General features: G+C 72.0%; 22 protein-coding genes and 1 pseudogene. 8 read left to right on the top strand and 15 right to left on the bottom strand.

Annotated features, from left to right (window positions below):
• Positions 1-137: 137 nt before the first annotated feature.
• Together ACIRJR_RS32450 and ACIRJR_RS32445 are read left to right on the top strand one after the other, a co-directional pair.
• On the top strand, positions 138-551 hold the full coding sequence (locus tag ACIRJR_RS32450; RefSeq protein WP_403787284.1) for a hypothetical protein: 414 nt from the start codon (positions 138-140) through the stop codon (positions 549-551).
• A gap of 36 nt (positions 552-587) precedes the next feature.
• Entirely contained in the window at positions 588-1,307 is a 720-nt protein-coding gene (locus ACIRJR_RS32445) for an NDP-sugar synthase (protein ID WP_403787281.1), read from the top strand.
• 73 nt (positions 1,308-1,380) lie between these two features.
• On the opposite strand, the gene ACIRJR_RS32440 is transcribed toward ACIRJR_RS32445, so the two are convergent.
• From ACIRJR_RS32440 to ACIRJR_RS32395, 10 genes are all read right to left on the bottom strand, one after another.
• Positions 1,381-3,012: a DoxX family membrane protein gene (locus ACIRJR_RS32440; RefSeq protein WP_403787278.1), complete on the bottom strand. Its 1,632-nt coding sequence runs from the start codon at positions 3,010-3,012 to the stop codon at positions 1,381-1,383.
• A 611-nt stretch (positions 3,013-3,623) separates the two neighbouring features.
• Complete coding sequence (gene rlmB / locus ACIRJR_RS32435) at positions 3,624-4,580, bottom strand: 23S rRNA (guanosine(2251)-2'-O)-methyltransferase RlmB (RefSeq protein WP_403787275.1); 957 nt, start codon at positions 4,578-4,580, stop codon at positions 3,624-3,626.
• A gap of 105 nt (positions 4,581-4,685) precedes the next feature.
• The gene (gene cysS / locus ACIRJR_RS32430; RefSeq protein ID WP_403787273.1) at positions 4,686-6,086 is read right to left on the bottom strand and encodes a cysteine--tRNA ligase; all 1,401 of its coding nucleotides are present in this window, start codon (positions 6,084-6,086) and stop codon (positions 4,686-4,688) included.
• A 60-nt stretch (positions 6,087-6,146) separates the two neighbouring features.
• A complete protein-coding gene (locus ACIRJR_RS32425; protein ID WP_403787271.1) occupies positions 6,147-7,406 on the bottom strand; it encodes an MFS transporter in 1,260 nt (419 codons plus the stop codon).
• Positions 7,403-9,151 (bottom strand): ABC transporter permease subunit, encoded by a 1,749-nt coding sequence (locus tag ACIRJR_RS32420; protein WP_403787269.1) that lies wholly within the window; start codon positions 9,149-9,151, stop codon positions 7,403-7,405. The genes ACIRJR_RS32425 and ACIRJR_RS32420 overlap by 4 nt, the downstream gene beginning before the upstream one ends.
• Before the next feature lie 4 nt (positions 9,152-9,155).
• Complete coding sequence (locus ACIRJR_RS32415) at positions 9,156-10,673, bottom strand: ABC transporter substrate-binding protein (protein ID WP_403787267.1); 1,518 nt, start codon at positions 10,671-10,673, stop codon at positions 9,156-9,158.
• A gap of 27 nt (positions 10,674-10,700) precedes the next feature.
• Positions 10,701-11,312 (bottom strand): GNAT family N-acetyltransferase, encoded by a 612-nt coding sequence (locus ACIRJR_RS32410; RefSeq protein ID WP_403787328.1) that lies wholly within the window; start codon positions 11,310-11,312, stop codon positions 10,701-10,703.
• Positions 11,313-11,579: 267 nt separating this feature from the next.
• Entirely contained in the window at positions 11,580-12,095 is a 516-nt protein-coding gene (gene ispF, locus ACIRJR_RS32405) for a 2-C-methyl-D-erythritol 2,4-cyclodiphosphate synthase (protein ID WP_403787265.1), read from the bottom strand.
• Entirely contained in the window at positions 12,085-12,849 is a 765-nt protein-coding gene (gene ispD / locus ACIRJR_RS32400; protein WP_403787263.1) for a 2-C-methyl-D-erythritol 4-phosphate cytidylyltransferase, read from the bottom strand. Before ispD ends, ispF begins: the two co-directional genes overlap by 11 nt.
• A 373-nt stretch (positions 12,850-13,222) precedes the next feature.
• Positions 13,223-13,705: a CarD family transcriptional regulator gene (locus ACIRJR_RS32395; RefSeq protein ID WP_006380568.1), complete on the bottom strand. Its 483-nt coding sequence runs from the start codon at positions 13,703-13,705 to the stop codon at positions 13,223-13,225.
• A 675-nt stretch (positions 13,706-14,380) separates the two neighbouring features.
• Here ACIRJR_RS32395 and ACIRJR_RS32390 point away from each other — a divergent pair.
• The gene (locus ACIRJR_RS32390) at positions 14,381-15,043 is read left to right on the top strand and encodes a DUF461 domain-containing protein (protein WP_403787261.1); all 663 of its coding nucleotides are present in this window, start codon (positions 14,381-14,383) and stop codon (positions 15,041-15,043) included.
• A gap of 66 nt (positions 15,044-15,109) precedes the next feature.
• Here ACIRJR_RS32390 and ACIRJR_RS32385 read toward each other — a convergent pair whose 3' ends face one another.
• Both ACIRJR_RS32385 and ACIRJR_RS32380 read right to left on the bottom strand, forming a co-directional pair.
• A complete protein-coding gene (locus ACIRJR_RS32385; RefSeq protein WP_014047499.1) occupies positions 15,110-15,790 on the bottom strand; it encodes a response regulator transcription factor in 681 nt (226 codons plus the stop codon).
• A complete protein-coding gene (locus ACIRJR_RS32380) occupies positions 15,787-17,055 on the bottom strand; it encodes a sensor histidine kinase (protein WP_403787259.1) in 1,269 nt (422 codons plus the stop codon). The genes ACIRJR_RS32385 and ACIRJR_RS32380 overlap by 4 nt, the downstream gene beginning before the upstream one ends.
• A 199-nt stretch (positions 17,056-17,254) precedes the next feature.
• On the opposite strand from ACIRJR_RS32380, the gene phoU reads away from it, so the two are divergent.
• Positions 17,255-17,932 carry a phosphate signaling complex protein PhoU gene (gene phoU / locus ACIRJR_RS32375; protein WP_403787257.1) on the top strand — a complete coding sequence of 226 codons (678 nt, stop codon included), beginning with the start codon at positions 17,255-17,257 and terminating at the stop codon, positions 17,930-17,932.
• Positions 17,933-18,296: 364 nt separating this feature from the next.
• Positions 18,297-18,437 carry a hypothetical protein gene (locus ACIRJR_RS32370; RefSeq protein ID WP_403787255.1) on the top strand — a complete coding sequence of 47 codons (141 nt, stop codon included), beginning with the start codon at positions 18,297-18,299 and terminating at the stop codon, positions 18,435-18,437.
• 211 nt (positions 18,438-18,648) lie between these two features.
• On the opposite strand, the gene ACIRJR_RS32365 is transcribed toward ACIRJR_RS32370, so the two are convergent.
• A complete protein-coding gene (locus ACIRJR_RS32365; RefSeq protein ID WP_403787253.1) occupies positions 18,649-19,926 on the bottom strand; it encodes an MDR family MFS transporter in 1,278 nt (425 codons plus the stop codon).
• A gap of 208 nt (positions 19,927-20,134) precedes the next feature.
• On the opposite strand from ACIRJR_RS32365, the gene ACIRJR_RS32360 reads away from it, so the two are divergent.
• A complete protein-coding gene (locus ACIRJR_RS32360; protein WP_403787251.1) occupies positions 20,135-20,896 on the top strand; it encodes a phosphoglyceromutase in 762 nt (253 codons plus the stop codon).
• Between the two features lie 103 nt (positions 20,897-20,999).
• Here ACIRJR_RS32360 and ACIRJR_RS32355 read toward each other — a convergent pair whose 3' ends face one another.
• Positions 21,000-21,422 (bottom strand): hypothetical protein, encoded by a 423-nt coding sequence (locus tag ACIRJR_RS32355; protein ID WP_403787249.1) that lies wholly within the window; start codon positions 21,420-21,422, stop codon positions 21,000-21,002.
• 171 nt (positions 21,423-21,593) lie between these two features.
• A complete protein-coding gene (locus ACIRJR_RS32350) occupies positions 21,594-21,986 on the bottom strand; it encodes a hypothetical protein (protein ID WP_403787247.1) in 393 nt (130 codons plus the stop codon).
• Positions 21,987-22,068: 82 nt separating this feature from the next.
• Here ACIRJR_RS32350 and ACIRJR_RS32345 point away from each other — a divergent pair, with 82 nt between their 5' ends.
• Together ACIRJR_RS32345 and ACIRJR_RS32340 are read left to right on the top strand one after the other, a co-directional pair.
• Positions 22,069-25,377, top strand: coding sequence for a BTAD domain-containing putative transcriptional regulator (locus tag ACIRJR_RS32345; protein WP_403787245.1), 3,309 nt, complete (start codon positions 22,069-22,071; stop codon positions 25,375-25,377).
• Positions 25,374-25,565: pseudogene (locus ACIRJR_RS32340) on the top strand (hypothetical protein); the annotation flags it as partial. The gene ACIRJR_RS32345 and the pseudogene ACIRJR_RS32340, both read left to right, overlap by 4 nt.
• Between the last annotated feature and the right edge of the window lie 160 nt (positions 25,566-25,725).

The raw sequence follows: 25,725 nt of genomic DNA, 5'->3' as shown, positions 1-25,725 counted from the left end.
CGGGGCGTCAAATTCCCTGGCACACCGGTCAATTCCCCCCAGCGCGTCAACGTCTGATTCGAAAAGGCCACTCGAACCATCCCCCGCAAGGGTGACGAAATGTCGCCGAACCATCACTGCCCGCTACGCTCGCCTGCGTGACCCACACCGCGCGCCGCATCGGCCGAACCCTCGCCCTCGTACTGCCCGTCGTCATGGTGCTGTCCGGGACCCTCGCGGTCACCCGCGTGCAGTGGTCGGGACAGGACACCGAGACCCAGTTGCTGGCCGCCGCCTCGGAGACCGTGTCCAAGCAGGCGAAGGCCCGTGCCCCCCAGGACGTCCTGCGGGACAAGCTCCTGCTGGAGCTCCGCGAGAAGGACCCGGGTGTCGCGCTGACGAGCCTCCAGCGCACCGTCGAGGGGCGCCCCTCGCTCGCGAAGCACTGCATGTCGATCGCCAAGGCGCTCGGCAAGGCCGCCGTCGACCAGTACGGCCCGACGCGCGCCCACCGCTTCTCCCGGCCCGTCTGTGACACCTCGTTCGCCTCGGGCGTCGCACAGTTCAGCTGATCCGGGCACATCCGGGCACGGCATATCGTGCCTGGCATGCATACGTATCCGACGCAGGCCGTGATCCTGGCGGGTGGTCAGGGCTCACGGCTTCGCCCGTACACCGATGACCGCCCCAAGCCGATGGTCGAGATCCCGGGGACCGGGACCCCGATCATCGGCCATCAGCTGTCCTGGCTGGCCGCCGAGGGCGTCACCGACGCCGTGATCTCGTGCGGCCATCTCGCGGATGTGCTGCAGGAGTGGCTGGACTCGGCCGATCTTCCGTTGCGTGTCACGACCGTCGTCGAGACCGAGCCCTTGGGCCGGGGCGGCGGTCTCAGGCATGCCGCGGCCCGGCTGCCGGAGCCGTCGGAGCCCTGGTACGCGACCAACGGCGACATCTGGACCCGCTTCTCGCTGCGGGAGATGGCCGCGTTCCACGCCGAGCGGGACGCCACCGCGACGCTGGCGCTCGCCCGCCCCCGGATCCCGTGGGGTGCGGTGGAGACGGACGCGTTCGGGCACATCACCGACTTCATCGAGTCGCCCCCGTCGCCGTATCTGATCAACGCCGGCGTGTACGTCTTCGCGCCCGCGTTCACCGGGATGCTCCCGGACCGGGGCGACCACGAGCGGACCACGTTCCCCCGGCTGGCCCGCGAGCGCCGGCTGGCGGGGTTCCCGCTGCCGCACGGGGCGTACTGGCGGGCCATCGACACCGCGAAGGACCTCACGGAGGCGGCGAAGGAGCTGGGCGCCCACACGGGCGGCTGACCGGTCCTCCACGTACACGAGGGCGGCCACCGGACATCCGGTGGCCGCCCTTCCCTGGTGTGAGGTGCCGGTGTCAGCCCAGCAGGCCGCCGATGGGGTTCTGGCCTGCGCCTCCCGAGGAGGATCCGCCGTCGGATCCGCCACTGGTGCCGCCGCCGTCGGAACCGCCGGTGGTACCGCCCGAGCCGGCGGGTCCGGAGGAGCTGGGGCCCGTGTCACCGGTCGGGGGTTCCTGCGGTGCCGGCTCCTGCGGGGGCGCCTGGCCGGTCCCCTGCGTCTGGCTGGGCGCGCCCGTGCTCGCCCCGGCCGTCGGCCCGGCGTCACGTGAGGACTCGCTGCCGGGGGTGGACTCCTCCGCCGACGGGGTGCCGGGCGCGCTGGAGGGGGATGTCTCGGGTGCGCGGTTCTCCGGAGTCATGGAGGGCTTGCGCTTCGTGTCCTTGGCCTCGCCCGGGAGCGGGGAGCCGGGCAGCTGGTTGGTCGGGTAGCTGTCGGGTCCCGGCACCGTGACGACCTCGGTGGAGCGGACCGCCCCGCCGAGCATGGAGCCGACCAGCAGAGTCAGGCCGACGACGACCGTGGCGACGACGACGCCGCGGCGCAGCACCCTGCGGCGGAGGTCCCAGATCTCGGAGCGCGGTCCGAGCGTGCGCCATGCCTCCCCCGCGAGGCGTCCGTCGAGGGAGTAGACGGGGGCACCGGCGATGACGAGCGGGCTCCAGGCGGCCAGCAGGATGATGTCGGGAGTGTCGTAGGCGGCGGCGGTGCGCCAGCTGACCGTCACCAGGATGGCTGCGGAGAGCAGGACGCCGAAGGCTGCCGCGACCCGCTGCCAGAGTCCGAGGACGGTGAGGACACCGACGACGACCTGGAGGAAGGCGACGGAGAGCCCGGCCGCGACCGGGTGGGAGAGCGCGAAGTCGCGCAGGGGTTCGGCAGCGGTCCAGGGGTGCAGCGAGGTCAGCCACTTGACCATGGAGCCGCGGTCGCCGCCGTCGAAGTAGGCGGGGTCGCAGAGCTTGCCCATGCCGGCGTAGATGGAGAGGAAGCCGAGGATGACGCGCAGCGGGAGCAGGACGACGCCGAGGTTCATCCGGCGGCCGGGGTAGTAGGCGTGCCGGACGGTGTCGTTGGCGTGGCGCCGTTCCCCCGCGGAGGAACCGCCCTGGTCCTCGGTGCCGGGATCGTCGTCGGAGAACTCGTACACGTCGCCGGCCGCCGGATCGGCGCTGTCGTAGGCGCCGACGGCCTGCCGCATCGGGGGCAGCAGCGGTCCGGTACGCCCGCCTCCCGGCCTCTGGGGCGCGACGAGCACGGGGTTGGGCTGGGTCTCGTCGAGGCGCGGGATGACCTGGGTGCCGCCGCCGTCGTAGCCCGTACCGAAATCGCCGCCGGGGCGCGTGTCGAGGTGGCCGGCGGTGGAGTTCCGTACGGCCTGCAGGAGTCCGGTCGCTCCGGGGTCGCCCGGCTCGGACCTGCCGCTCCACACGACGGGAGCCCGCCTCCGGCCGCCCGCGCCGCCCATGGCGGGGATCCTGACCGGTCCGGCGGAGCCCACGGGGCGCAGACGGGTGCGCTGACCCGGGGCGAGCTGCACCCGGAAGCTGGCGTGGCTGACGATGACCTGCGCGGGGTCGCTGTCCACCTTCGTCATGCTCAGGGCGGGTTGGTCGTCGAACCGAGGCGTTCTGGTGTCCACACTCATCTAACCGAGTGATGTGTGATTAGGACACTGCCTTGACGCGTCCGAAGTGTCCGAGACCCGTCAACAGCTCTCCGCTCCGGGTCCGTCCGCGTACTCCGGGCGGGGGAACGGGTGCCGGGACGAACGCGGGGACAGACGTGGGGACTGGCGTGGGGACGGGCGTGGCCGTTGGCCTCCCCGCGGGGCCGGGAAGCCGTGGCCCGGGACTCCGCGGCCCGGACGTGTCCCCGTCGGCGGTCCGGCCCTACGCCGCCCGGCGTGCTCACGGCGTACGCGGGTGCGGAGGCGGGGTGCCGCATGGCGTACGGCGTCCCGCAGACACCTGGCGTACGCCACCCGACCGGGGCGGCGATGTCCGCGGCACGATCCCGCGCGGCGGGCCCGGGTGGGCCGGAACGATTCCGTGCGCCAGGCCCGGCTGGCCCGGGTGGGTTCCGCGCGTCGGACCGCGCCCGGGTGCGGGCACGGGTCCCGCGGTCCCGGCCCCGCGCGCCTCCCGTCCCGGCCCCGCACGTCTCCGCGCGTCTCCCGTCCGGGTTCCGCATGGTCTCGCGGCGCGGAGGCGGAGGGACCCGGGCTCAGGGCTCCGGGTGCCCGCCGTCTCCCCGACGTCACGCCCTGCGGCGGGCCACCTCGTAGAGGACGATGCCGGCGGCGACACCGGCGTTGAGGGATTCGGCACCGCCCGGCATGGAGATGCGGACCCGATAGTCGCAGGTCTCGCCGACGAGGCGGCCCAGACCCTTGCCCTCGCTGCCGATGACGATGACGACGGGACCGGCCAGGGCCTCCAGGTCCTCGACGGTGTGCTCGCCGTCGGCGGCGAGGCCGACCACGGTGAGGCCGGCCTTCTGGTAGCCCTCCAGGGCGCGGGTCAGGTTCGTGACGCGCGAGACGGGGGTCCGGGCCGCGGTGCCCGCCGAGGACTTCCACGCTCCGGCGGTCATGCCGGCCGCCCGGCGCTCGGGGACGACGACGCCGTGGCCGCCGAAGGCGGAGACGGAGCGGACGATCGCGCCGAGGTTGCGGGGGTCCGTGACGCCGTCGAGGGCGACGATCAGCGGGTCCTCGTTGTTGTCGTACGCGGCGGCGGTGAGGTCCTCCGGGTGCGCGTACTCGTACGGCGGGACCTGGAGGACGAGGCCCTGGTGGTTCAGGCCGTTCGTCATCCGGTCGAGCTCGGGGCGCGGCGCCTCCATGAGGTGGATGTTGCCGCGCTCGCCGGCGAGCTGAAGGGCCTCGCGGACCCGCTCGTCGTTGTCGATGTACTGCTGGACGTAGAGGGTGGTCGCCGGAACGCCGTCCCGCAGCGCCTCGAAGACCGGGTTACGGCCGACGACCATCTCCGACGTGCCCTTGGCGCCACCGCGGCGCGGGGCGGGGCGGCGGGACGCGGCCTGCTTGGCCTGGGCGTTCGCCACCCTGTTCTTCTTGTGTCCCTTGCGGGCGGAGGCGGGCGGCGTCGGGCCCTTGCCTTCGAGAGCACGGCGTCGGTTACCGCCGCTGCCGACCTGCATGCCCTTCTTGTTGGACGTGCGGCGGTTCCTGCGCTGGCTGTTCCCGGCCATGACCTACCTGTTTCGTTGCTTCAGAAAAACGTCGTCAAGTGAAAGTGTGCCGCCCGGACGGCCGGGCGGCACATTTGCGCTGCTCACGCATGGTGCGAGATCCGCTCAGCGCGGTCCGAGAGTCCACCGGGGTCCGCTGGGGCTGTCCTCGATGACGAGGCCGGACTGGTTGAGCTGGTCGCGGATCGCGTCGGCGGCGGGCCAGTCCTTGCGCTCCCGCGCCGACTGGCGCTGGTCGAGCACGAGCCGTACGAGGGTGTCGACGACGCCGTGCAGATCCTCGCCGCGGTCGCTCTCGCCCGCCCAGTGGGGGTCGAGCGGGTCCAGGCCGAGGACGCCGAGCATCGCGCGCACCTCGGCGAGGCGGGCGACGGCGGCTTCCTTGTCGTCGGCGGCGAGCGCCGAATTTCCCTGCCGGACCGTGGTGTGGACGATCGCGAGCGCCTGCGGGACACCGAGGTCGTCGTCCATGGCCTCGGCGAACGCCGGCGGCACCTCGGGGGCGGCCTCGACCGGCCCTCCGGCCTTCTCCATGACGCGCTGGACGAAGCCCTCGATCCGCGCGAACGCGGACTCGGCCTCGCGCAGGGCCTCCTCGCTGTACTCGATCATGGACCGGTAGTGCGGGGTGCCGAGGTAGTACCGCAGGACGATCGGGCGCCACTGCTTGACCATGTCGCTGACCAGCACGGAGTTGCCCAGGGACTTCGACATCTTCTCGCCGGACATGGTGACCCAGCCGTTGTGCACCCAGTACTTCGCGAACTCGTCGCCGAAGGCCTTGGCCTGGGCGATCTCGTTCTCGTGGTGCGGGAAGATCAGGTCGATGCCGCCGCCGTGGATGTCGAAGGCCGTGCCGAGGTACTTGTGCGCCATCGCGGAGCACTCGAGGTGCCAGCCGGGACGGCCGCGGCCCCACGGGGTCTCCCAGCTGGGCTCACCGGGCTTCGCCGACTTCCACATGGCGAAGTCGCGCTTGTCGCGCTTGCCGGTCTCGTTGTCGCCGGAGGGCTGGCGCAGGTCGTCGAGGTCCTGGTTGGAGAGCTCCAGATACCCCTCGTACGAGCGGACGTCGAAGTAGACGTTGCCGTCGGCCTCGTAGGCGTGGCCGCGCTCGATGAGGCCGCGCATCATCTCGATCATCTCGGTGATGTGACCGGTGGCGCGCGGTTCGTACGTGGGCGGGAGGCATCCCAGCGCGTCGTAGCCCGCGTTGAACGCGCGCTCGTTCTCGTAGCCGATGGCCCACCAGGGGCGGCCCTGCTCGGCGGACTTCTTGATGATCTTGTCGTCGATGTCGGTGACATTCCGGACGAACGTCACGTCGTAGCCGCGGTATTCGAACCAGCGGCGCATGATGTCGAAGTTCAGCCCGGACCTGATGTGCCCGATGTGCGGGGCGGCCTGGACAGTCGCGCCACAGAGGTAGATCGAGACACAGCCCGCTGTGAGCGGGACGAAGTCACGGATCTGCCGGGCGTTGGTGTCATGCAGGCGAATAGTCACCCCTCAAGGGTAGTGGGCCCGCGCCAGTGCCCAGCGCCCCCTGTGGAAAACGTGTCACAACTAATCGGTGACGGTGGTCGCCGGCTCAGGCTCGCGCTGACCGCCGGGCAGCGTCAGGGCGAGCGCCGCACCGGCCAGAGGGACGGCCGCGAGCACCGACCACAGCACCGGGCCGGGCGAGTCGAGGAGCGTTCCGGTGGCGGCGCTGCCCATGAGCACGGCGAGGCCGGAGACCGAGGACAGCGCGCCGGTGGCGAGCCCGAGCCGGTGGTCGTCCACCAGGTCCGGTACGAGTCCGCGGACGGCCGGGACCAGCAGCATCTGGCCGAGTGTGAGCAGGACGACGAGCGACGCGGCGGGAAGCAGCCCGGCCGGCCCGGCCGGCGCGAGGGGCACCGCGGCGAACCCGGCGGCGACGGCCACGAGGCCCGCGACGAGGGCCGTACGGGGCGCGGTGCGCCGGGCTGACCAGCGGGTCAGCGGCAGTTGCGCGACGACGACGAGCAGGGAGGAGAGCGCGAAGAGCCCACCGATAGCGCCCTGCGAGCCGGTGGCCCGCTCCACCTCCTGGGGCAGGGCGAGATAGAGCTGGTTGTAGGAGACGAGGTAGGTGCTGAAGACGAGGCAGAGCACGAGGAAGGGCCTGTTGCCGAAGACGTGCCGGGCGGCGGTGGTGCCCGCCCCGGCGGCCCGGACGCGGCGTGGCTGGCGGGGCATGAGACGGGCGTGGCCGGCGAGTACGCCGACGAAGACCACGGCCCCGGCGAGGCACGCCGTCCGGAATCCGCCCCCGAGGAGCAGCAGGAGACTGCCCAGCAGGGGGCCGAGGAAGGCCCCGGCCTGGCCGGCGGCGGAGAACACGGCGAGCACCTGTGCGCGCGGCGTCCCGTTCTCGCTCTCGTACGCGACGGCACTCCTGGCGGTCTCGGACTCGACGGCGGGTGAGAAGAGGGCGGCGGCGAAGCCGATGAGGAGGACGGCCCCGATGACGGTGGCGGTGGAGTCCGCGCCGGCGAGCCAGCAGAAGCCGGCGATGCGCAGGACGCAGCCGGCGAGGACGACCGGCCGGGGGCCGTAGCGGTCGGTGAGGGCGCCGCCGACGACGAAGAGGCCCTGCTGGCTGAAGGTGCGCAGGCCGAGCACGAGCCCGACGAGCCAGCCCGCCATGCCGAGTCCGTCGCCGAGGTGGGCAGCGAGGTAGGGCAGGACCGCGTAGAAGCCGGTGTTGAAGGCGAACTGGGTGGCGGTCAGGAGCCGGAGGTAGGGCTTGAGGTCCGGGCTGCCGGCGACCGGCCGGATACCCGCGGAGGCCGTCGTCACCCGCGCCCCCCGCCGCGCACGGCCCCGCGGATCGGCCGCGCCCCGCGGCCGCGTACGGCCGCCGTGGTCAGCACCGCGAGAGCGCCGAGAACCGCGAGGGCGGCGGCGGGGGCCAGGACTGCCCAGGGGGCGCGTTCGGCGTAGGGCATGTTCTCCGAGAGCATGCGGCCCCACTCCGGCTCCGGGGCGGGAGTTCCGAGCCCGAGGAAGCCGAGGGAGGCGAGCGCCAGGGCGATGGCGGGGACGCGCAGGACGGCGTGGCGTACGACCGGCGGCACGACGCCCGGCAGTACGTGGCGGCGCAGGCGGTGCCAGGGACCGGCGCCGAGGGCGCGGGCGACGGCGACGTGCGGCGCGGCGCGTTCCTGGGAGTACAGCGCGGAGGTGTGGGCGGCGAGCGGGGCCCAGGCGACGACGGCGACGGCCGCCGCCGCGCCCCAGGCTCCGGGGCCGACGAGGCCCGCGACGACGAGCCCGGCCAGTACGGCGGGCAGCGCGTTGGCCGTCTCGGTGAGCGCGCCGGCCCGGGCGGCGCCGGCGAGCAGCCCGAGGAGCAGGGTGACGGCGCCGACGGCGACCGCGGTGAGCACGGTCCTGGCCGCCCCGTGGCCCAGCCGGGCGAGGACGTCGCGGCCCAGGGAGTCGGTGCCCAGTGGATGGGCCGCCGTGGGGGACGCGAGGCGGACGGTGGCGTCGGCGTGCAGGGGGTCGCGCAGCAGCCCCGCGACGACGACCGCGAGGAGGAGTGCGGCCAGGAGCACGGCGGCGACGGCCACCGCCCGCCGGGCGGGAAGGGGCGGCGCGACCAGCGGAGGGAGCGCTCCGTCGGTACGGGCGGGGCCGAGCAGGGCACGGGAGCCGAGCCGGGCCGCGAGTCCGGCGGCGACCCCGAGGAGGAGCAGGAGCAGGACGCACGCCTGGAGGACGGGCAGGTCCTGGGCCAGGGCGGCGGACAGGGCGGTGCCGCCGAGACCGGGAATCGAGTAGAGCGCCTCGACGGCGACGGCGCCGCCGGTGAGCCCGACGACGGCGAAGCCGAGCTGGGGGAGCAGAGCGGGCAGGGTGCGGCGCAGGGCGTGGGCCGCGATCCGCCGGGCGGGCATCCCGTGCGCGGTGGCGGCCCGCGCCCAGGGTTCGCCGAACGCCGCGGGCAGTGCGTCGTCCAGCAGCCGCCCGAGCAGGGCGCCGGCCGGGACGCCCATGGCGAGGGCGGGCAGGACGAGCTGGACGGGCGCGCCCCAGCCGAGTGCGGGGAACCAGCCCAGCTGTACGGCGAGGACCGTGGCCAGGACCGCGGCGAGGAGGAACTCCGGCAGTGCGGCGAGCACCGCGGCGCCGACGCCCGCCCGGGTGGTGACGAGCCGCCGCCGGGCGCCCCGACGGAGTGTGCCGGAGGCGAGGGCGAGGGCCAGGAGGACGGCGACGGCGAGCGAGACACCCATGAGGGTGAGGGAGACGCCGAGCGCTGACGTCACGTCGGGGCCGACCGGTTGCCCGGAGACCCAGGACTCCCCCAGGTCGCCGTGCGCCAGTCCGGACGCCCAGTCGCCGAGGACGTGCAGCGGTCCGCCGTCGAGTCCGGTCTCGGCACGGATCGCGTCGAGCACGGCAGACGTGGGCGGCCGGTCGGCGTAGCGGGCGTGCAGGATCGTCAGCGCCGGGTCGGTGCGGGTCAGCCAGGGCAGCAGGCCGATGACGGCGACGACGGCGAGGAGTGCGCCGAGCCGTCCGGCCAGGTACTTCACGGGGTCACCCGACGCGGGTGTCGGCGGTGATGAGAGTGCGTTCCATCGGGTCGAGCGCGACGCCTTCGACGCGGGCGTCGTCGTAGCCCTGGACGAAGCGTTCGTGGACGAGCGGCACCAGTGCGTCGGTGCCGAGGACGGCGGCCTCGGCCGTCATCTCCGCGCGGTGACGGGCGTCGGTGCCGGTCACCGACGTCGCCTCGGCGATGGCGGTGTCCACCTTCTTGTCGCACAGCTGCGAGATGTTGGCGCTGCCGTCGCAGGTGAAGTCGGAGGCGAGGTAGGAGACGGGGTCGGCGGTGTCGAGCAGGGTGTTGCGCGCCTGGATGAAGGCGTCGTACTTCCCGGCGAGCGCGTCGGCCTCCATCTGCGCGTAGTCGCGTACGACCTGCTTGACGGTGAAGCCCCGCTTCTCCAGTTGCTGCTGGACGAGCGTCGCGGCCTCGGGGAGCTCAGGCCGGTTGGTGTAGGTGGCCAGGACGATCTCCTTCGTCCTCGCCACCTCCTCGCGGCTCGCGGCCGGGGTCCTTCCGGTGGGGTCCGTGCGCAGGCCGGCGGCCCAGGGGATGCCGGGGCCGAAGAGTCCCTGGGCGGTGTTGGCCCGTCCCTCGTACACGCCGTCGACCAGGGCCTTGGAGTCGATGGCCTCGCGGGCGGCGGCGCGCAGGGCGGGGTCGGCGAAGACGCCGCGCCTCGTGTTGAGCGAGAGGCCGTTGGTCCGGGCGGACGGGAACTCGTGGACGTACGAGTCACCCAGCAGCGAGGCCTGCGAGATCGGGACGTATTCGGCGACGTCGACGGCCTTCGTCCGCAGCGCGTTGGCGCGGGCGGTGCCGTCGGCGGTGAACGTGACGTCGACTCCCGGGGCCTTCGCCTTGCCGCCCCAGTAGTCGGTGTTGCGCTCCAGGGTGGCGGCCACGGCGCCCTTGACGTCGGTCAGGGTGAACGGGCCGGTGGCGTGGCCGGCGGGGTTCACCCTGCCGTTCCTGTAGGCGCCCGCGGACAGGATCGTGAGGGACGGGTTGGCGAGCCGCTGCGGGAGCAGGGGGTCATCGCCCCTGGTGACGATCCGTACGGTGTCCGGGCTGGTGGCCGTGGCCTTCAGGGAGGCGTCGGACAGCACCCGGGGCAGCGGGGACGCCTTGCCCGCCGCGGTGAGGGACCGCACGACCGCGTCGGCGTCGACCTTCGCCCCGTCCTGGAACACGGCGTCGCGGAGGGTGAACGCCCAGGTCGTGGGGTTCTCCTGCTTCCAGGACGCGGCGAGCGCGGGCTCGGCGGCGCCGTTCCTGTCCAGGGCGGTGAGGCCCTCGACGACGGCGAGCCTGCTCAGGGTGACGGCGTCGTCCCCGTACGGGGACATGGCCTGGGCGGGCGGGAAGGCCATGACGACCCGGAGCCGCTGCGCGTCGGCGGACGCTCCGGAGCCGCTCGACGAGGAACAGGCGGCGAGCGGGAGCAGCAGGGCCGCGGTGGCGGCGATGACCGGCAGCGGGGAGCGGCGGCTTCGGGGCGTAGGCATGACGGAGACCCTATATGAAAACGATTATCATCTGATGTTCGGGGTCCCGGTCCCCGGAGGCACGGGCATCGGGAGCTCGAAGTGGACGATGCCCTGACCGCCGTCCGGCAGCGCGCGTTCGTCGCACACCTCGTGCGCGAGCGACCGCCAGAACGGCTCGGCGCCCGGCACGGCCGGATCGGTGTGCAGATAGAGCGAGGTGTAGCCGCCCGCCCGCGCGGCGAAGTCCCCCAGCTCCCGCACCAGCCTGCGGGCCAGGCCGTGCCTGCGGTGCTCGGGACGTACGTAGATCCGGCACAGCTGGGCCGTCGAGCCGGAGGGGAAACGGTCCGCGACCCACTGCGGGTTGGGCGGCGTCTGCGGACCCCTGTCCCGCACCGCGCCCGTCGCCACGACCTCGCCGTCGCGCTCGACGACCAGGAGGGTGCAGCGCTCAGGGCGCAGGTAGGCGCTCTCGACGTCGATGATGTCGGCGTGCCAGCGGGGCACGTATCCCGAGCGCAGGTCGCGGTAGACGGTGTCCAGCATCACGGCCCGGGCACCACCGACGTCCTCGGGGGTGGCGGTCCGCAGGACGTATCCGTCTGCTCCGGCCCGCGCGTCGGACGCCCTGGTCGCTCCGGCGATCGCGCTCACCACTGACACTCACCCTCACCTACGGCCCATCACTTACCGCTCCAGCGTACGTGCGAGCGATGTGCAATAAGCCATCGGGGCTCCACGCGCCGGGGCGGAGTGGCCACGCCCGGCGGGCGGAGATGGGTGCCAGCCGGCGGCCCTGACGGGCGGGCCCGGGTGTCAGCCGACGAGCCTGGGTGTCACCCGACGGGCCTGGGTGTCAGCCTGCGGCCGCCCGGCGGGGGACGCCGGGTGGCAGCCGACGGGCCCGGCGGGCGGGCCCGGGTGTCAGCCGGCGGCGCGGTAGACCAGCGCGGTCGCGATGCCCGCGATGCCCTCGCCCCGGCCGGTGAACCCGAGACCGTCGGAGGTCGCCGCGGAGAGCGAGACCGGTGCGCCGACCGCGTCGGACAGCACCTTCTGGGCCTCGTCGCGCCGCTTGCCGATCTTCGGCCTGAGACCGACGACCTGCACCGCGACGTTGCCGATCCCGAAGCCCTCGGCCCGTACGATCCGGGCGGCCTCGGTCAGCAGGGTGACGCCGGAGGCACCCGACCACTCCGGACGGCCCGTACCGAAGTGCTGCCCCAGATCCCCGAGCCCTGCGGCCGAGAACAGGGCGTTGCAGGCGGCGTGCGCCACGACGTCCGCGTCGGAGTGCCCGGCCAGACCGGGGCCCTCGCCCTCCCACAGCAGTCCCGCGCACCAGAGCTCGCGGCCCTCCTCGAAGGCGTGGATGTCGGTCCCGATGCCGACGAGCGGAATCACGGGAGCCGGCTGCCTCTTCGCTGCTTCAGAATCCATCGTTCGCCCTCCGGCGTGCGAGAACGGCCTCCGCGAGGACCAGGTCCAGGGGGCGGGTCACCTTGAACGCCTCTTCGTGCCCGGGCACGACGACGACCGGCGAGCCCAGCCGTTCGACCATGCCCGCGTCGTCGGTCGCGCCCTCACCGTCGACGGCGACGGTGTCGTGCGCCCTGACCAGCGTGCCCCGGTCGAAGCCCTGCGGGGTCTGCACCGCTCGCAGCCGCGCCCGCACGGGGGTGGAGAGGACCGGCTCAGGTGCGCCCGGCTCCCCCGGCTCGACCTCCTTGACGGTGTCGGCGAGAGGAAGCGCGGGTACGACGGCCGGGGCCCCCTCACGTACGGCCTCGATGACGGCGTCCACGGTGTCGACCGGCACGAGGGGCCGGGCCGCGTCATGGACGAGTACGACGGAGACGTCGGCCGGCAGGGCGTCCAGGCCGGCCTTCACCGACTCCTGGCGTGTCGCACCGCCCGGGACGACGACGTAGTCGGTGCGCTCGGGCAGCGCGTGACCGTCGATGAGGTTCTTGACCTCGGCCGCGCCGTCCGGGGGCGCGACCACGACGACGAGCGAGACGGCGCGGGACGCGGCCATGGCCCTTACGGCGTGGATCAGCATGGGAGTACCGCCGAGCGCGCGCAGCGCCTTCGGGGTACCGGGGCCGAGCCGTACCCCACGGCCCGCGGCGGGGATCACCGCGGCGGTGCGGGAAGGACTCGTTTCAGCTGGCGTCGGTGACATCGATGACATCGGGTAGCACTCCGAAGCTTCGGCAGGTTTGTTCCCACGGCCGACCTGGGTATGGCCTGGGCGTGCCCCCGACCGTAGGTTGGGGGGAGAACCGGGCGCTGAGCCTTGATCCGACCAGGAACCCTTCCGTGACCCCTGGTCGGCCGAGCCGCAGCGGGACCGGCGGAAGTCGCTGGTGGAAGTTGCTGAGAGGGACGGCACAGCTGCGCGCCGGACCGCTTCCGGACGGATCCTCGCGTCCTCGCGCGGATCCGAACATGCCGCAGCGCCCGACGACTTACCGTGAAGACGGCTGGTCAGCGGGCACCGCGGCATACTTCGTGCGACCGGATTCAGTTCGCCGGCGTCATCCGGCCGACCGGTGTCGTCCGGTTCAGGACGCGAGGACCTCGTCGAGCAGGGCCTCGGCCTTGTCCTCGTTCGTGTTCTCCGCGAGAGCGAGCTCGCTCACCAGGATCTGGCGGGCCTTGGCAAGCATGCGCTTCTCACCTGCGGAGAGTCCGCGCTCGCGCTCACGACGCCACAGGTCACGCACCACTTCGGCGACCTTGATGACATCGCCGGAGGCGAGCTTCTCGAGATTTGCCTTGTAGCGTCGGGACCAGTTCGTCGGCTCTTCGGCGTACGGCGCGCGCAGCACCTCGAAGACCCGGTCCAGACCCTCCTGCCCGACTACGTCGCGCACACCGACGAACTCCGCATTGTCCGCCGGCACACGAACCGTCAAGTCGCCCTGGGCGACCTTGAGCACCAAGTAGGTCTTGTCCACGCCTTTGATCTGACGAGTTTCGATAGCCTCGATCAGCGCGGCCCCGTGATGGGGATAGACCACGGTGTCGCCAACCTTGAACGTCATGTGACAGGTACCCCTTCCGTGGCTATCCAGAGTAACACGAGAACCGCTTCTCCTGAATGGCGTTTTCGCAGGTCAGGGCATATCTCGGGGCTTGACAACTACAACACGAACGTGCTGCGAGAGGCTTCCGGAAGGCGATATTCGCAGGTCGGAGCGGGCGTACGGCCGACCCGAAACGCGTGCGTCACACACGCCGGAAGACCTCCAGAAGGGGTCGAACGTCCCGTTTTGCCGGTTTCAGGATGGTGAACTTTCCGTACTCCGTTCGGACCTCGATCACTCGTACGGCTCTTAGCGTCGGTGGTCAATGAAATTGATCAACGGCCTGGGGACGGGTGGATTATGCGCGAGAAATGCGCCGTCACCCTGAAATCGATCATCCGTCGGTCAACGCGCGGCTCACCCCGCGTTTTGTGAACGCCGCGCGAATCACGGTGCCCCGGAGACGGCTGTGCCATGGCCGGAAGGCATCGGCAATGCGGCCGGATGTCATCGGACCACGCGGAGTCCCACAGGTCGCCCGGCCCGAGGGGCGGGTCGGGTGCGGGCCCTGGACGACGGCTCGGTAACCTGAGGCCGCTGACACACACTTAGGGCGGCTTTACGGCCGCTCGGGCCTTCCTGTCCGCAGAGTCCGAAGTCCGCAGTCCGAACGTTCAAGGAGTTGCCGCCGCCGTGAGCCGCAGCCTTCGACACGGCGCCCTCGCCGCCACTGCCCTCGTGTTCTCGATCGCCGGTCTGTCCGCGTGCAGTGCCGGCAACGACGCGCAGACGCTTCAGGTCAGGCCGGACAACGCAGCCACCGCTGTCGACTCCATCAAGATCCAGAACCTGAACATCATCACCCAGCCCGAGCCGGACGCCGAGGGCCCGGCGGTCATCGCCGCCACCCTCTTCAACGACGGTGCCAAGCGGGAGGTCGTGGAGAAGGTCACCCTGCCGGGCACCAGCGCGACCGTGAAGCTTCAGGCCGCCAAGGGGGGACCGCTCGTGGTCCCGGCCGGAGGACGGGTCGTCATCGGCGGCAAGGACAACGCCTCGGCCGTGATCGAGAACGGCAGCCAGGCGGGACGCAACGGCAACGTGCAGACCGTGGCCTTCACGTTCAGCGAGACGGGCGAGATCGCGCTCGGCGCCGCCATCGTCCCGGCGACCGGCTTCTTCAAGGACTTCGGCCCGAGCGCGCTGCCCTCGGCGAAGCCCATGCCCACGCCCTCGGACTCCGCGTCCGAGACGCCCGGGGAGCAGTCCGAGGCGCCGGGCGAGCAGTCGGACAGCCCCTCGGCCACGCCGACCGACTCGGCCACTGCGACGGACGACGCGGCCGCCGGTCACTGAGGCACGACGCGCGCGTGGGGGGTGTCTCCGCCGGAGGCACCCCCCACGTGGTCCGCGGCCCTCGGTTTACGGCTCGAACTTGTAGCCCAGGCCCCGCACCGTCACCAGGTACCGCGGAGCCCCGGGGTCGGGCTCGATCTTGGCGCGGAGCCGCTTGACGTGGACGTCGAGGGTCTTGGTGTCGCCCACGTAGTCGGCGCCCCAGACCCGGTCGATCAGCTGCATGCGCGTCAGTACGCGGCCCGCGTTGCGCAGGAGCATCTCCAGCAGGTCGAACTCCTTCAGCGGGAGGTCGACCTTGCCGCCCGAGACCGTGACGACGTGGCGGTCCACGTCCATCCGGACCGGACCGGCCTCCAGGGCCGCCGGGGTGACCTCCTCCGGCTCGCCTCGGCGGCGCAGCACCGCGCGGATGCGGGCCACCAGCTCCCGCGAGGAGAAGGGCTTGGTCACGTAGTCGTCGGCTCCTATTTCCAGCCCCACGACCTTGTCGATCTCGCTGTCCTTGGCGGTGACCATGATCACCGGGACGTTGGACCGGACACGCAGCTGCCGGCAGACCTCCGTACCGGGCAGGCCCGGCAGCATCAGGTCGAGCAGCACGAGGTCGGCGCCGTTGCGCTCGAATTCGTCGAGGCCGTCCGGGCCGGTGGCCGCGATGGCCACCTCGAAGCCTTCCTTGCGGAGCATGTAGGACAGGGCGTCGCTGAAGGATTCCTCATCCTCGACGACAAGCACTCGGGTCACGGAAGAGCCTCCGGGGCAGGAAATGGTTCATAAGAATCGGTCCCGTACGGCCCGTCGTCGTCAACAGCTCCGTTGACGACGAGTGGTCCGCCGGCGGTACGACCCCGTACGACGCCCGACTCGGGCAGCCGCAGGGTGAACGTGGAGCCCTGTCCCTCCGAGCTCCATACGGTGACCTCCCCGCCGTGCGAGGCGGCCACATGCTTGACGATGGCGAGGCCGAGACCGGTGCCACCGGTGGCCCGTGAGCGGGCCGGGTCGACGCGGTAGAACCGCTCGAAGACACGCTCACGGTCCTTCTCGGAGATGCCGAAGCCCTGGTCGGTCACGGCTATCTCGATGAGGTCCCCGCCGGGCACGGCCATCTTCCGGGCGGCGATGCCGACGCGTGTACGGGCGGGGCTGTAGTTGACGGCATTCTCCACGAGATTGCCGAGGGCGGCCGCGAGCTGGCTCCGGTTTCCCCAGACGAACAGGTCCGCGGTGCCGCCCGAGGCCATGGTGATCTGCTTCGAACCGGCCTGCTGGCGGCACCGGTCGATGGCCTCGGCCACCAGCTCCTCCACCCGCACGGGCTCGGCGTCCTCGAGCGGGTCGTCGTTCTGCACCCGCGAGAGGTCGATGAGCTCCTGGACGAGGTTGGTCAGCCGGGTCGCCTCGATCTGCATGCGGCCGGCGAACCTCTCCACCGCTTCCGGGTCGTCGGACGCGTCCATGACGGCCTCGGAGAGCAGGGACAGGGCACCGACCGGGGTCTTGAGCTCATGGCTGACGTTGGCGACGAAGTCGCGCCGCACCGCTTCTATGCGACGGGCCTCCGTGAGGTCCTCGACCAGGAGCAGCACCAGGCGCGACCCCAGCGGAGCGACCCGGGCGGAGACGGCGAGCGCCTCGCCCCGGCCCGTGCCGCGACGCGGGAGATCCAGCTCGACCTGCCGTATCTCACCGTCGCGCCGGGTGTCCCTGGCCATGTGCAGCATCGGATCGACCGCCAGGCGTCCGCCCCTGACCAGGCCCAGCGCGTAGGCCGCCGAACTGGCCTTGACCACGCTGTCGCTCTCGTCGAGCACGACGGCGGACGAGCTGAGCACGGAGAGGACCGTGTCCACCCCCGGGGGGAGTGCGGCGTTGCCGTCGGGCCGCAGGGACGTACGCGTGGGTCGCTTCTGCTCGCGTTCGCTCCAGCGGAACGCCAGCATCGCGATCACACCGGTGCACAACCCGGCAATCGCGGCAGCTGCGGCGACCGCCGCGTTCACGTCCATGTCTCAAGGTTATGCGGGCGCGCCGACACTCTCCCAGCCATCCGGGTGCCATCTCGAACACTCGTCGCCCAGAGTTCACCAAGGGGATAGTGCCGGTTCACTTAGTGGGGCGGATCCCGACGCGTTGGGACCGCACCGTGGCAGCGTGGGGGTCGGCACCTGGACCCCGGCCTCAGTAAGGATCTGGAGAGGGACTTCCATGCGCGACGCTTATCACGAGGAACTCGATTCGATCGGCGAGGACCTGGTCGAGATGGCCCGGCTCGTCGGTTCGGCGATCGGACGGGCCACCACCTCCATGCTCGACGCCGATCTCAAGCTCGCCGAGAGCGTGATCGCCGCGGACCAGAAGGTCGACGACCTCCAGCACGACCTGGAGGCCCGCGCCATCGCGCTGCTGGCCCGCCAGCAGCCGGTCGCCACCGATCTGCGGATCGTGGTCACCTCGCTGCGGATGAGCGCCGACCTGGAGCGCTCGGGCGACCTCGCCCAGCACGTCGCCAAGCTGGCGCGGCTGCGCTTCCCCGACAAGGCGGTGCCCAACGACCTGCACGCCACCATCCTGGAGATGGGGCAGCTCGCCCAGCGGCTCATGGCGAAGGCGGCGGAGGTGATCATCACGAAGGACGTCGATCTGGCGCTCCAGCTGGAGCAGGACGACGACGAGATGGACCTGCTGCACCGCACGCTCTTCCAGCACCTGATGGACGACCGCTGGAAGCACGGCATCGAGACCGCCGTCGACGTCACCCTGCTCGGCCGCTACTACGAGCGCTTCGCCGACCACGCCGTGTCGGTCGCCAAGCGTGTCGTCTACCTGGTCACGGGTGAGCACGCGGACGAGATCCAGGCGACGCCGCCGGTCGAGGGGGCGTAAGGCTCGGGGTCTCGGTCTCGCCGAGGGGGACGTACGGGCTCGGGGTCTCGGGTCGCCGAGAGGGCGTACGGCTCGGTGCCTCGGTCACCTGGATGGCGTGGGGGTGTGGGGTCGTGGGGTCGTGGGGGCCTGGGGGCGTGGGGCCTCGGGTCGTGGGGGCCTGGGGTCGTGGGGGCGTACGGGGGCGCGGCCTCCTCGGCGGCCGTACATCCGTTCCCGCACTCGTGCGCCGTTGACGCGCCCTCCGGGCCGGGCATGCACTGGGTGCGGGGGCGGCACGCCATGCCCGTACGCCCCCGCCGTCGGCACGCGCGCGCCACGCGTGTGCCGTACGCCGTCGAGTCGTACGCCCTGAGGAGGGACCATGGCCGATTCCCCCGTGACCGAAGCCCAGCAGGAGACCCCGCCCGAAGTGGTGCACCTGACCGTGCTGGGGGCCTGCGGCTGCGGCTCGGGCTGCGGGTGCGGCTGCCAGGCCGGTGCACCCTGCCAGTGCGGCGGCTGACCGGAACCGACCCGCTGGGGTGGGGGGGGGGGGGGGGGGGGGGGGGGGGGGGGCGGGGGGGGGGGGGGGGGGGGCGCCGGGCCCCCCCCCCCCCCGGGGGGGGGCGCCCCCCCCCCCCCCCGGGGGGGGGCGCCCCCCCCCCCCCCCCCCCCCCCCCCCCCCACCCCAGCGGTGTCCTCCTCGCACCTCGGGCCCGGTCCGCCGCGCCACCTCAGACCGCGGGCTCCGACACCGTCCTGTCCACGGGTGCCGGTGTCGCGACCTGGGCCGGGGCCGGATCCGGCAGGTTCAGATTCCGCATCAGCAGCCAGTAGCCGAACGCTGCCACCGTGCCCAGCACCGCGCAGGTCCCCCACAGCCAGGCCGCGCCGTAGTGGTCGATCACGAAGCCGGACATCAGCGGGGCGACGAGGGCCGCCACCGACCAGGACATCGTGTACATGCCCTGGTAGCGGCCTCGGCCGTGCGCGGGCGACAGCTGTACCACGATGCCCGTCTGCGTCGGTGCGTTGACGATCTCCGCCAGGGTCCAGACGCAGATCGTCAGCGCGTACACCCCGACCGAACCCGCGAAGGCGGTCAGCCCGAAGCCGTATCCCGCGACCAGCGACGAGAGGATCAGCAACCGCCGCGGGTCGCGGTGCTGGATGAACCGGGTGACGGGGATCTGCAGGGCCACGATCATCACGCCGTTGACGGCGATGGCCGTTCCGAAGTCGGAGCTGGACAGTCCGTCCGCCCCCATGGCCACCGGCAGGCCCACGTACCCCTGCTGGAAGATCAGCGCGACCAGGAACGACAGCCCGACGACACCCATGTACCGCCCGTCCCGCAGGACGGTGCTCAGCCGCACGTCGTCCGGCGCGGCCACGCCGACGGCCCGTGGCACCTCCTGCGGCCGCGACTCCGGCACCCTGAGGAAGAGGACGACGGCGCAGAGCAGCGTCAGAGCCGCCTCGCCCATGAAGCCGGCCAGGTAGCTGTACTCGGCGACGAAGCCCGCTCCGGCCGACGAGACGGCGAAACCCAGGTTGATGGCCCAGTAGTTGAGCGAGAAGGCCCGGACGCGGTCCTCGGGCCGGACGATGTCGGCCATCATCGCCTGCACGGCCGGCCGGGACGCGTTGCTGGCCATGCCCACGACGAAGGCCACGCCCGCGATCGCCACCGGATGGACCATGAAGCCGAGCACGGCCACGGACGCGGCGGTGGAGAGCTGGGCGATCAGCATGGTCGGGCGCCGCCCCAGCCGGTCCGTCATCACCCCCGCACCCAACGACGACACGACCCCGCCCAGCCCGTGGAGCGAGGCGACGAGACCGGCGTACGAGGCCGAGTAGCCCCGGTCCAGGGTCAGGTAGAGCGCCATGAAGGTGGCGACGAAGGCCCCGAGGCGGTTGACCAGCGTGCTGGTCCACAGCCACCAGAACTCCCGGGGGAGGCCGGCGACCGTCTCGTGTGCCGCCTTTCTGAGACCGGCGACGGACATAGGACTTCCCCCAGGGGCATGCAGGTGCGGAATGGGTGCGGGCCGGGCTGTGTAAGCGGCCCGGCCACGTTCCGAACATTACGAAGGCGGATTCCCCGGCCGCCAGTCAATTGACGCCGCCCGTCAATCGTCCCCTCGCCGCACCGCTCCCCGTCCGCCCTGTGACCGAGCGAGCGGGGGCCGCACGGGTTCGATTACGCTCGGACCCATGGCCGACGCACCGTACAAGCTGATCCTCCTCCGCCACGGCGAGAGCGAATGGAACGCGAAGAACCTGTTCACCGGATGGGTGGACGTAGACCTCACCGACAAGGGCGAGAAGGAGGCGGTACGCGGCGGTGAGCTGCTCAAGGACGCCGGCCTGCTCCCCGACGTCGTGCACACCTCCCTCCAGAAGCGCGCGATCCGCACGGCCCAGCTCGGGCTGGAGGCCGCGGACCGCCACTGGATCCCCGTGCACCGCTCCTGGCGGCTGAACGAGCGCCACTACGGCGCCCTCCAGGGCAAGGACAAGGCCCAGACGCTCGCCGAGTTCGGCGAGGAGCAGTTCATGCTCTGGCGCCGTTCGTACGACACCCCGCCGCCCGCCCTCGAGGACGGCACCGAGTTCTCGCAGAGCGCCGACCCGCGCTACGCCTCCATCCCGACGGAGCTGCGCCCGCGCACGGAGTGCCTCAAGGATGTCGTCGAGCGCATGCTCCCGTACTGGTACGACGGCATCGTCCCGGACCTCCTCGACGGCAAGACCGTCCTGGTCGCCGCCCACGGCAACAGCCTCCGCGGCCTGGTGAAGCACCTTGACGGCATCTCCGACGAGGCCATCTCGGGCCTCAACATCCCGACCGGCATCCCGCTCGCCTACGAGCTGGACGCCGACTTCCGCCCCCTGAAGCCGGGCGGCACCTACCTGGACCCGGACGCGGCGAAGGCCGCGATCGAGGCTGTGAAGAACCAGGGCAAGAAGAAGTAGGTTCCATGATCATGCCCCTGAGCTGCGCGTTCGGCGCAGCTCAGGGGCATTTTCATACCTTGGGCCCTCTCTGGGCCCTCAGTAGCGCGTGCGGTTCAAACCATCAGGCGTATACGAAGTCGGAGTTGAGGAAGATCTCGTTGCCTCCCTGAACCCTGTAGGTCATGACCGTATATCTCTGGCCCTCGGTCAGGTTGCCGGACATCCATTTGCTGCACTGACCGGCGCTGAGCCCCGAGGTGGTTGCCGTTCGGATGGGTTCGTAGCTCGAGTTGTACAGCCTCGCTACGACGCCGTAGCCGTCGGCGTCGGTGTCGCAGGCTCTGAGCGAGTCGCCGGGCATCGTTCCGGCCGGGTCGGCGTTCCACTCGCCGTAGCCGTAGCTGTTCGCGGAGATTCTCGTGGTGGCCGACGCCGACGTCGCGATCCCGAGTACGAGCACCCCGCTCGCCAGTACGGTGCCGATCGCTTTGGCCTTCGAGCCGATGCGCATCAGGTTGTGCCCCTCCCCCATCGGAGCGGCCACCTGTTGTGCCGCTCCTCCTGACAGGTGATCATGCCGGGCCCGAGGCGGAGGGTCCAGACCCCCTGCCGGTCCGGGCCCCTCCGCGGGTGCGGGATTGGCGGCCTGGCCCCGATGCCGTTGCTTGATGGGTTTGCGGGTTGTGGTCGTTGGACGAGGACGGTTGGGTCTGCCTCACGAACGGGTGAGTTCGGGCTTCCCGGCGGCGACGGCGCCAGGCTCCCGCACGCTCTCCTGGACGACACCGGCTTCCCCGACGAGATGCCCTGGCCGGCGGTGCGCGCGGATCACCGCGTAGGCCGCCTCGCGGATCTCCCCGTCCATCTCCACCTCGGAGGCGAGGACCTGGAGCAGCCGGGTCCGCCACAGGTCGGGATCCGCCTCGAACGCGTCCAGCACCCGTACGCCGTAGCCGCCCCGCACAGCGTCGGCGCCGTCGGCCAGGCGTCGCCGTACCGCCTCTCGCAGCGCGGCGTGGGAGTCGGTGAGGACTCCGCTGGAGATACCGGTGAGTCCGGCTGCCGCTCCCGTGGCCAGCGCCATCGCCACCAGCTCCATGTCCGTCACTCGTGCCCCTTCGGTTGTGCTGGTTCTGCATTGCCTTGGTCATCACCCTGGCTGGGCGTGCTGCAATGCTGATGAAATTCCTATGACCTGCACGGCAGAGGGAGTGGAGGCGTCGATGGGCGGAGGATCGCCTCAGCCGCTGCGGTTCGAGGTACTCGGGCTGTTACGGGCATGGCAGGGCGGGGAGCCCGTGGAGGTGGGGCCGCTCAAGCGGCAGGCCGTGCTCGCCGCGCTCCTGTTGAACCGCGGGGCCGCGATGTCTCATGAGCGGTTGCTCGACGCGGTCTGGGGGGCCCATCCGCCCCCGGGCGGGCGCAAGGTGCTTCCCACCCACGTCAATGCGCTGCGCCGGGTGCTCGATCCTGCCGGGACCCCACCCGCCGAGTCGGTGATCCGCAGCGGCAAGGGCTGGTACCGCTTCGCCGTGGAACACGTCCGGATCGACACGGAGGACCTGGACGGGCTGGGCAACGCCGCACTGGCCACCGCGGCGTCCGGGCACCCGGCCACCGCCGTCGCTGAACTGGACACGGTCCTCGCACTCTTCCGGGGTGAGCCGCTGGCGGGCCTGCCCGGGCCGTTCGCGCGGGACGAGCGGCAGCGTCTGCAGGAGCGCCGGCGGGCGCTTCGGCTGGAGCGGCTCAGGTGCCTGGTACTGCTGCGCAGGTTCGGGGAGGCCCTCGACGACCTGGGCGGGCTCCCCGAGTCCTCGGTGGCCGACCGCTACGACGAGGCGCTGAGGGCCTTGCGCATACGCGCCCTGTACGGCTGCGGCCGTCAGGCGGAGGCACTGGCGGCGTACGAGGACATGCGCGTACGCCTCCGTGACGAGCTCGGAGCCGATCCCGGTGAGGAGCTGCGCCGGGTGCACGAAGCCGTGCTGCACCAGGACGGCGCGTTCCTGTCTCCGCTCGTACCGGCCCCCGCCGCGCCGCGCACGCCCGCTGAACTGCCGCACGACGTGGCCGGCTTCGCCGGACGCACCGGGGAACTCGCCCGGCTCGACGCCCTGCTGCCGTACGAGCGGGATCGCGACGGCTCGGCGAACACCGTCGTCATCTCGGCCATCGGCGGGGCCGCGGGCATCGGGAAGACCGCGCTGGCCGTGCACTGGGCCCATCTCGTGCGCGACCGCTTCCCTGACGGCCAGCTCTACGTCAACCTCCACGGATTCGACCACGACCGTCTCCCCCTCGAACCCGGCGAGGCGCTGGAGCTGCTGCTGCGCGGCCTGGGCCTCGCGGCCTCCGAGATCCCCCCTGACCATGAGTCCCAGGGCCGTGTCTTCCGTACCCTGCTGGCCGAACGGCGCATGCTCGTGCTCCTGGACAACGCGGCGTCGGCCGGACAGGTGCGTCCGCTGCTGCCGGCCGGCCCGCACTGCTGTGTCGTCGTCACCAGCCGCAACAGGCTGGGGGACCTCGTGGTCCGCGACGGGGCCCAGGCCCTGTCCCTGGACCTCCTTCAGCCGGACGAGGCCCGCGCGCTCCTCGGCCGGGCCCTCGGGTCCGGTCGGGTCGACGACGACGGCGGCGCGGTCGACGATCTGGTACGGCTCTGCGGAAGCCTGCCCCTGGCCTTGCGCCTCGCCGCCGCCAGGCTGGCGGGCGACCCGGCCCTGCGGACCGCAGACCTGGTCACCGAGCTGACCGAGGGCGACAAGCTGGAGGCACTCGCACCGGACGGCGGCGTCGACTCGCCCTTGCGTACGGCCTTCTCGGTGTCGTACGGAGTCCTGCCGGCCGGTGCGCGCCGGCTGTTCCGGCTCCTCGGACTGTTCTCGGGGTCGGACTTCACCGCCGCGGCCGCGGCCGCCCTCTCCGACTGCCCGTTCACGCAGGCCCGCCGTCTGCTCGGTGTCCTGGCCTCGGCGCATTTGATCGAACCCGCGGCCGCGGGACGGTACCGGTTCCACGATCTTCTTCGCGAGTACGCGCACGACCGGGCCCTGGCCGAGGAGACGGAGACCGAGCGAGGTGCCGCGCTGGAGCGGCTCGTGCTCTGGTATCTGCTGGCCGTGCGCGAGACCGCGGGGACCGCCCTCTTCCCCGAACTCCCGGACGAACTGCGGCTGGCGGAGCCCCCGGGAATGCCGTCGACCGCCGAACCCGACCAGTGGCTGAAGGCGGAAGGTTCGAATCTGCTCGCCGTCATCGGCCATGCCGACCGTCACGGTCCCCGCCCCGCCACTTGGCACCTGACCTCCGCTCTCTTCACCCACTTCTGGACCCATCTGCCGAGGAAGACCTGGCAGGCCGTGGCGCAGACGGCGCTGGACGCGGCGGAGGCCGAGAAGGACCTGTTCGGCCAGTCCGCGATGCTTTCGAGCCTCGCGGCGGCTCGGTGGGACCGGGGCCACGTCCGGCAGGCGATGGTGCTCGCGACGCAGGCCCTGGAGATCAGCCGTCGTATCGGCTGGGCCGCGGGTGAGGCATCGGCCCTCGGACTCAGGGGCTTCGCCGAGTGGAGCATGGCCGAGCTGGGCAGGGCGTTCGACGACTTCACCGCCGGCCTGCGGTTCTTCCGCCGGACCGGGGTGCGCCAGTTCGAGGGATTCGGGCTGACCGGTCTCGGCATGACCTGCCGCGACCTGGGACGGCTGGACGAAGCCGCCGGTCACCTCGAACGCGCCGTCGCCCTCGGCACGGAGGTCAGAGCGTGGAACAGCAGATCGAGCGTGCAGATCCTGGGCGGCGTGTACTGGGAGCTGGGCCGTTTCTCCGACGGACTCGGTCTCCTCGGCCCCGCGATGGAAGCGGACGACAGAGCCGGATATCGCGACGGTCACGCGATGATGCTCGACGCCGTCGCCAGGATCCGGCTCGATCTCGGCGGTCACGAGGAGGCGCTGGAGCAGGCGGAACTGGCGCTGGCCATGGTCGAGGACACGAAGCGGTACTGGGTCCAGGCGGGCATCCTCAACACGGTCGCCGCCGCCCACCGGAGGCTGTCGCACCCGGAACGAGCCCTCAAGGCGGACGAGCGGGCTCTCGCCCTGGCCCGCACGGCGATGTTCAGACGCGCCGAGGCCGACACCCTCCTGAGCCTCTCACTCACCGAGCACCGGCTCGGCCGGGACGACGAGGCCCTGGACCACGCCGGGCAGGCGCTGCACCTGGCCCGCTCCCACTCCTTCCGCGCGACGGAGGGCCGGATCCTGACGGCCCTCTTCGAGACGGTCCGCACCACGGATGTGGGGCTCGCTCAGGACGCTCTGGCCATCCATCGCGAAACGGGCCACCGACCGGGCGAGGCGCGCACGCTCCTGGCCCTGTCCCGATCCCCTCACCTGACCGACAACACCGACGCCGAGCTGATGGGCCGCCAGGCAGCGTCCATTCTGGCGGATATCGGCGTGCCCGAGGAGGAGTACGGAACTCCCGACCGCTGACACGGCCGCGGACCTGGCCGGCGCGCGGCGCCGCGACCGGCCTGCCGGCGCAGAACCTGAAGCAAGTTCGGCGCTTCTACGCCGAGAAGCTCGGCCTGGAGCCCGTTGATGAGCGGCCGGGCGGGCTCCTGTACCGGTGCGGAAGTGCCGAGTTCGCTCTGTTCCAGTCGGCGGCCGGGGCCTCGGGCGGGGCAGACGGACGGGCGGCCCGCCTCCGCCGGGGTGCGGTCACGCAGTTCGGCGTACACCGCGCGAAAGCCGGGCGGGAAGTCGGCCGCCGATCCGGGGCGGCACCCACTAACGTGACCTTTACACCGGCCTGTTACCCAGGTACACACCCCCGGCGGT

It is taken from the genome of Streptomyces sp. NPDC102402 (assembly GCF_044765765.1).
Lineage (GTDB): Bacteria > Actinomycetota > Actinomycetes > Streptomycetales > Streptomycetaceae > Streptomyces.
Note: the sequence above shows the minus strand (reverse complement) of the source record. Positions and strands in the feature narration are given on the sequence as shown.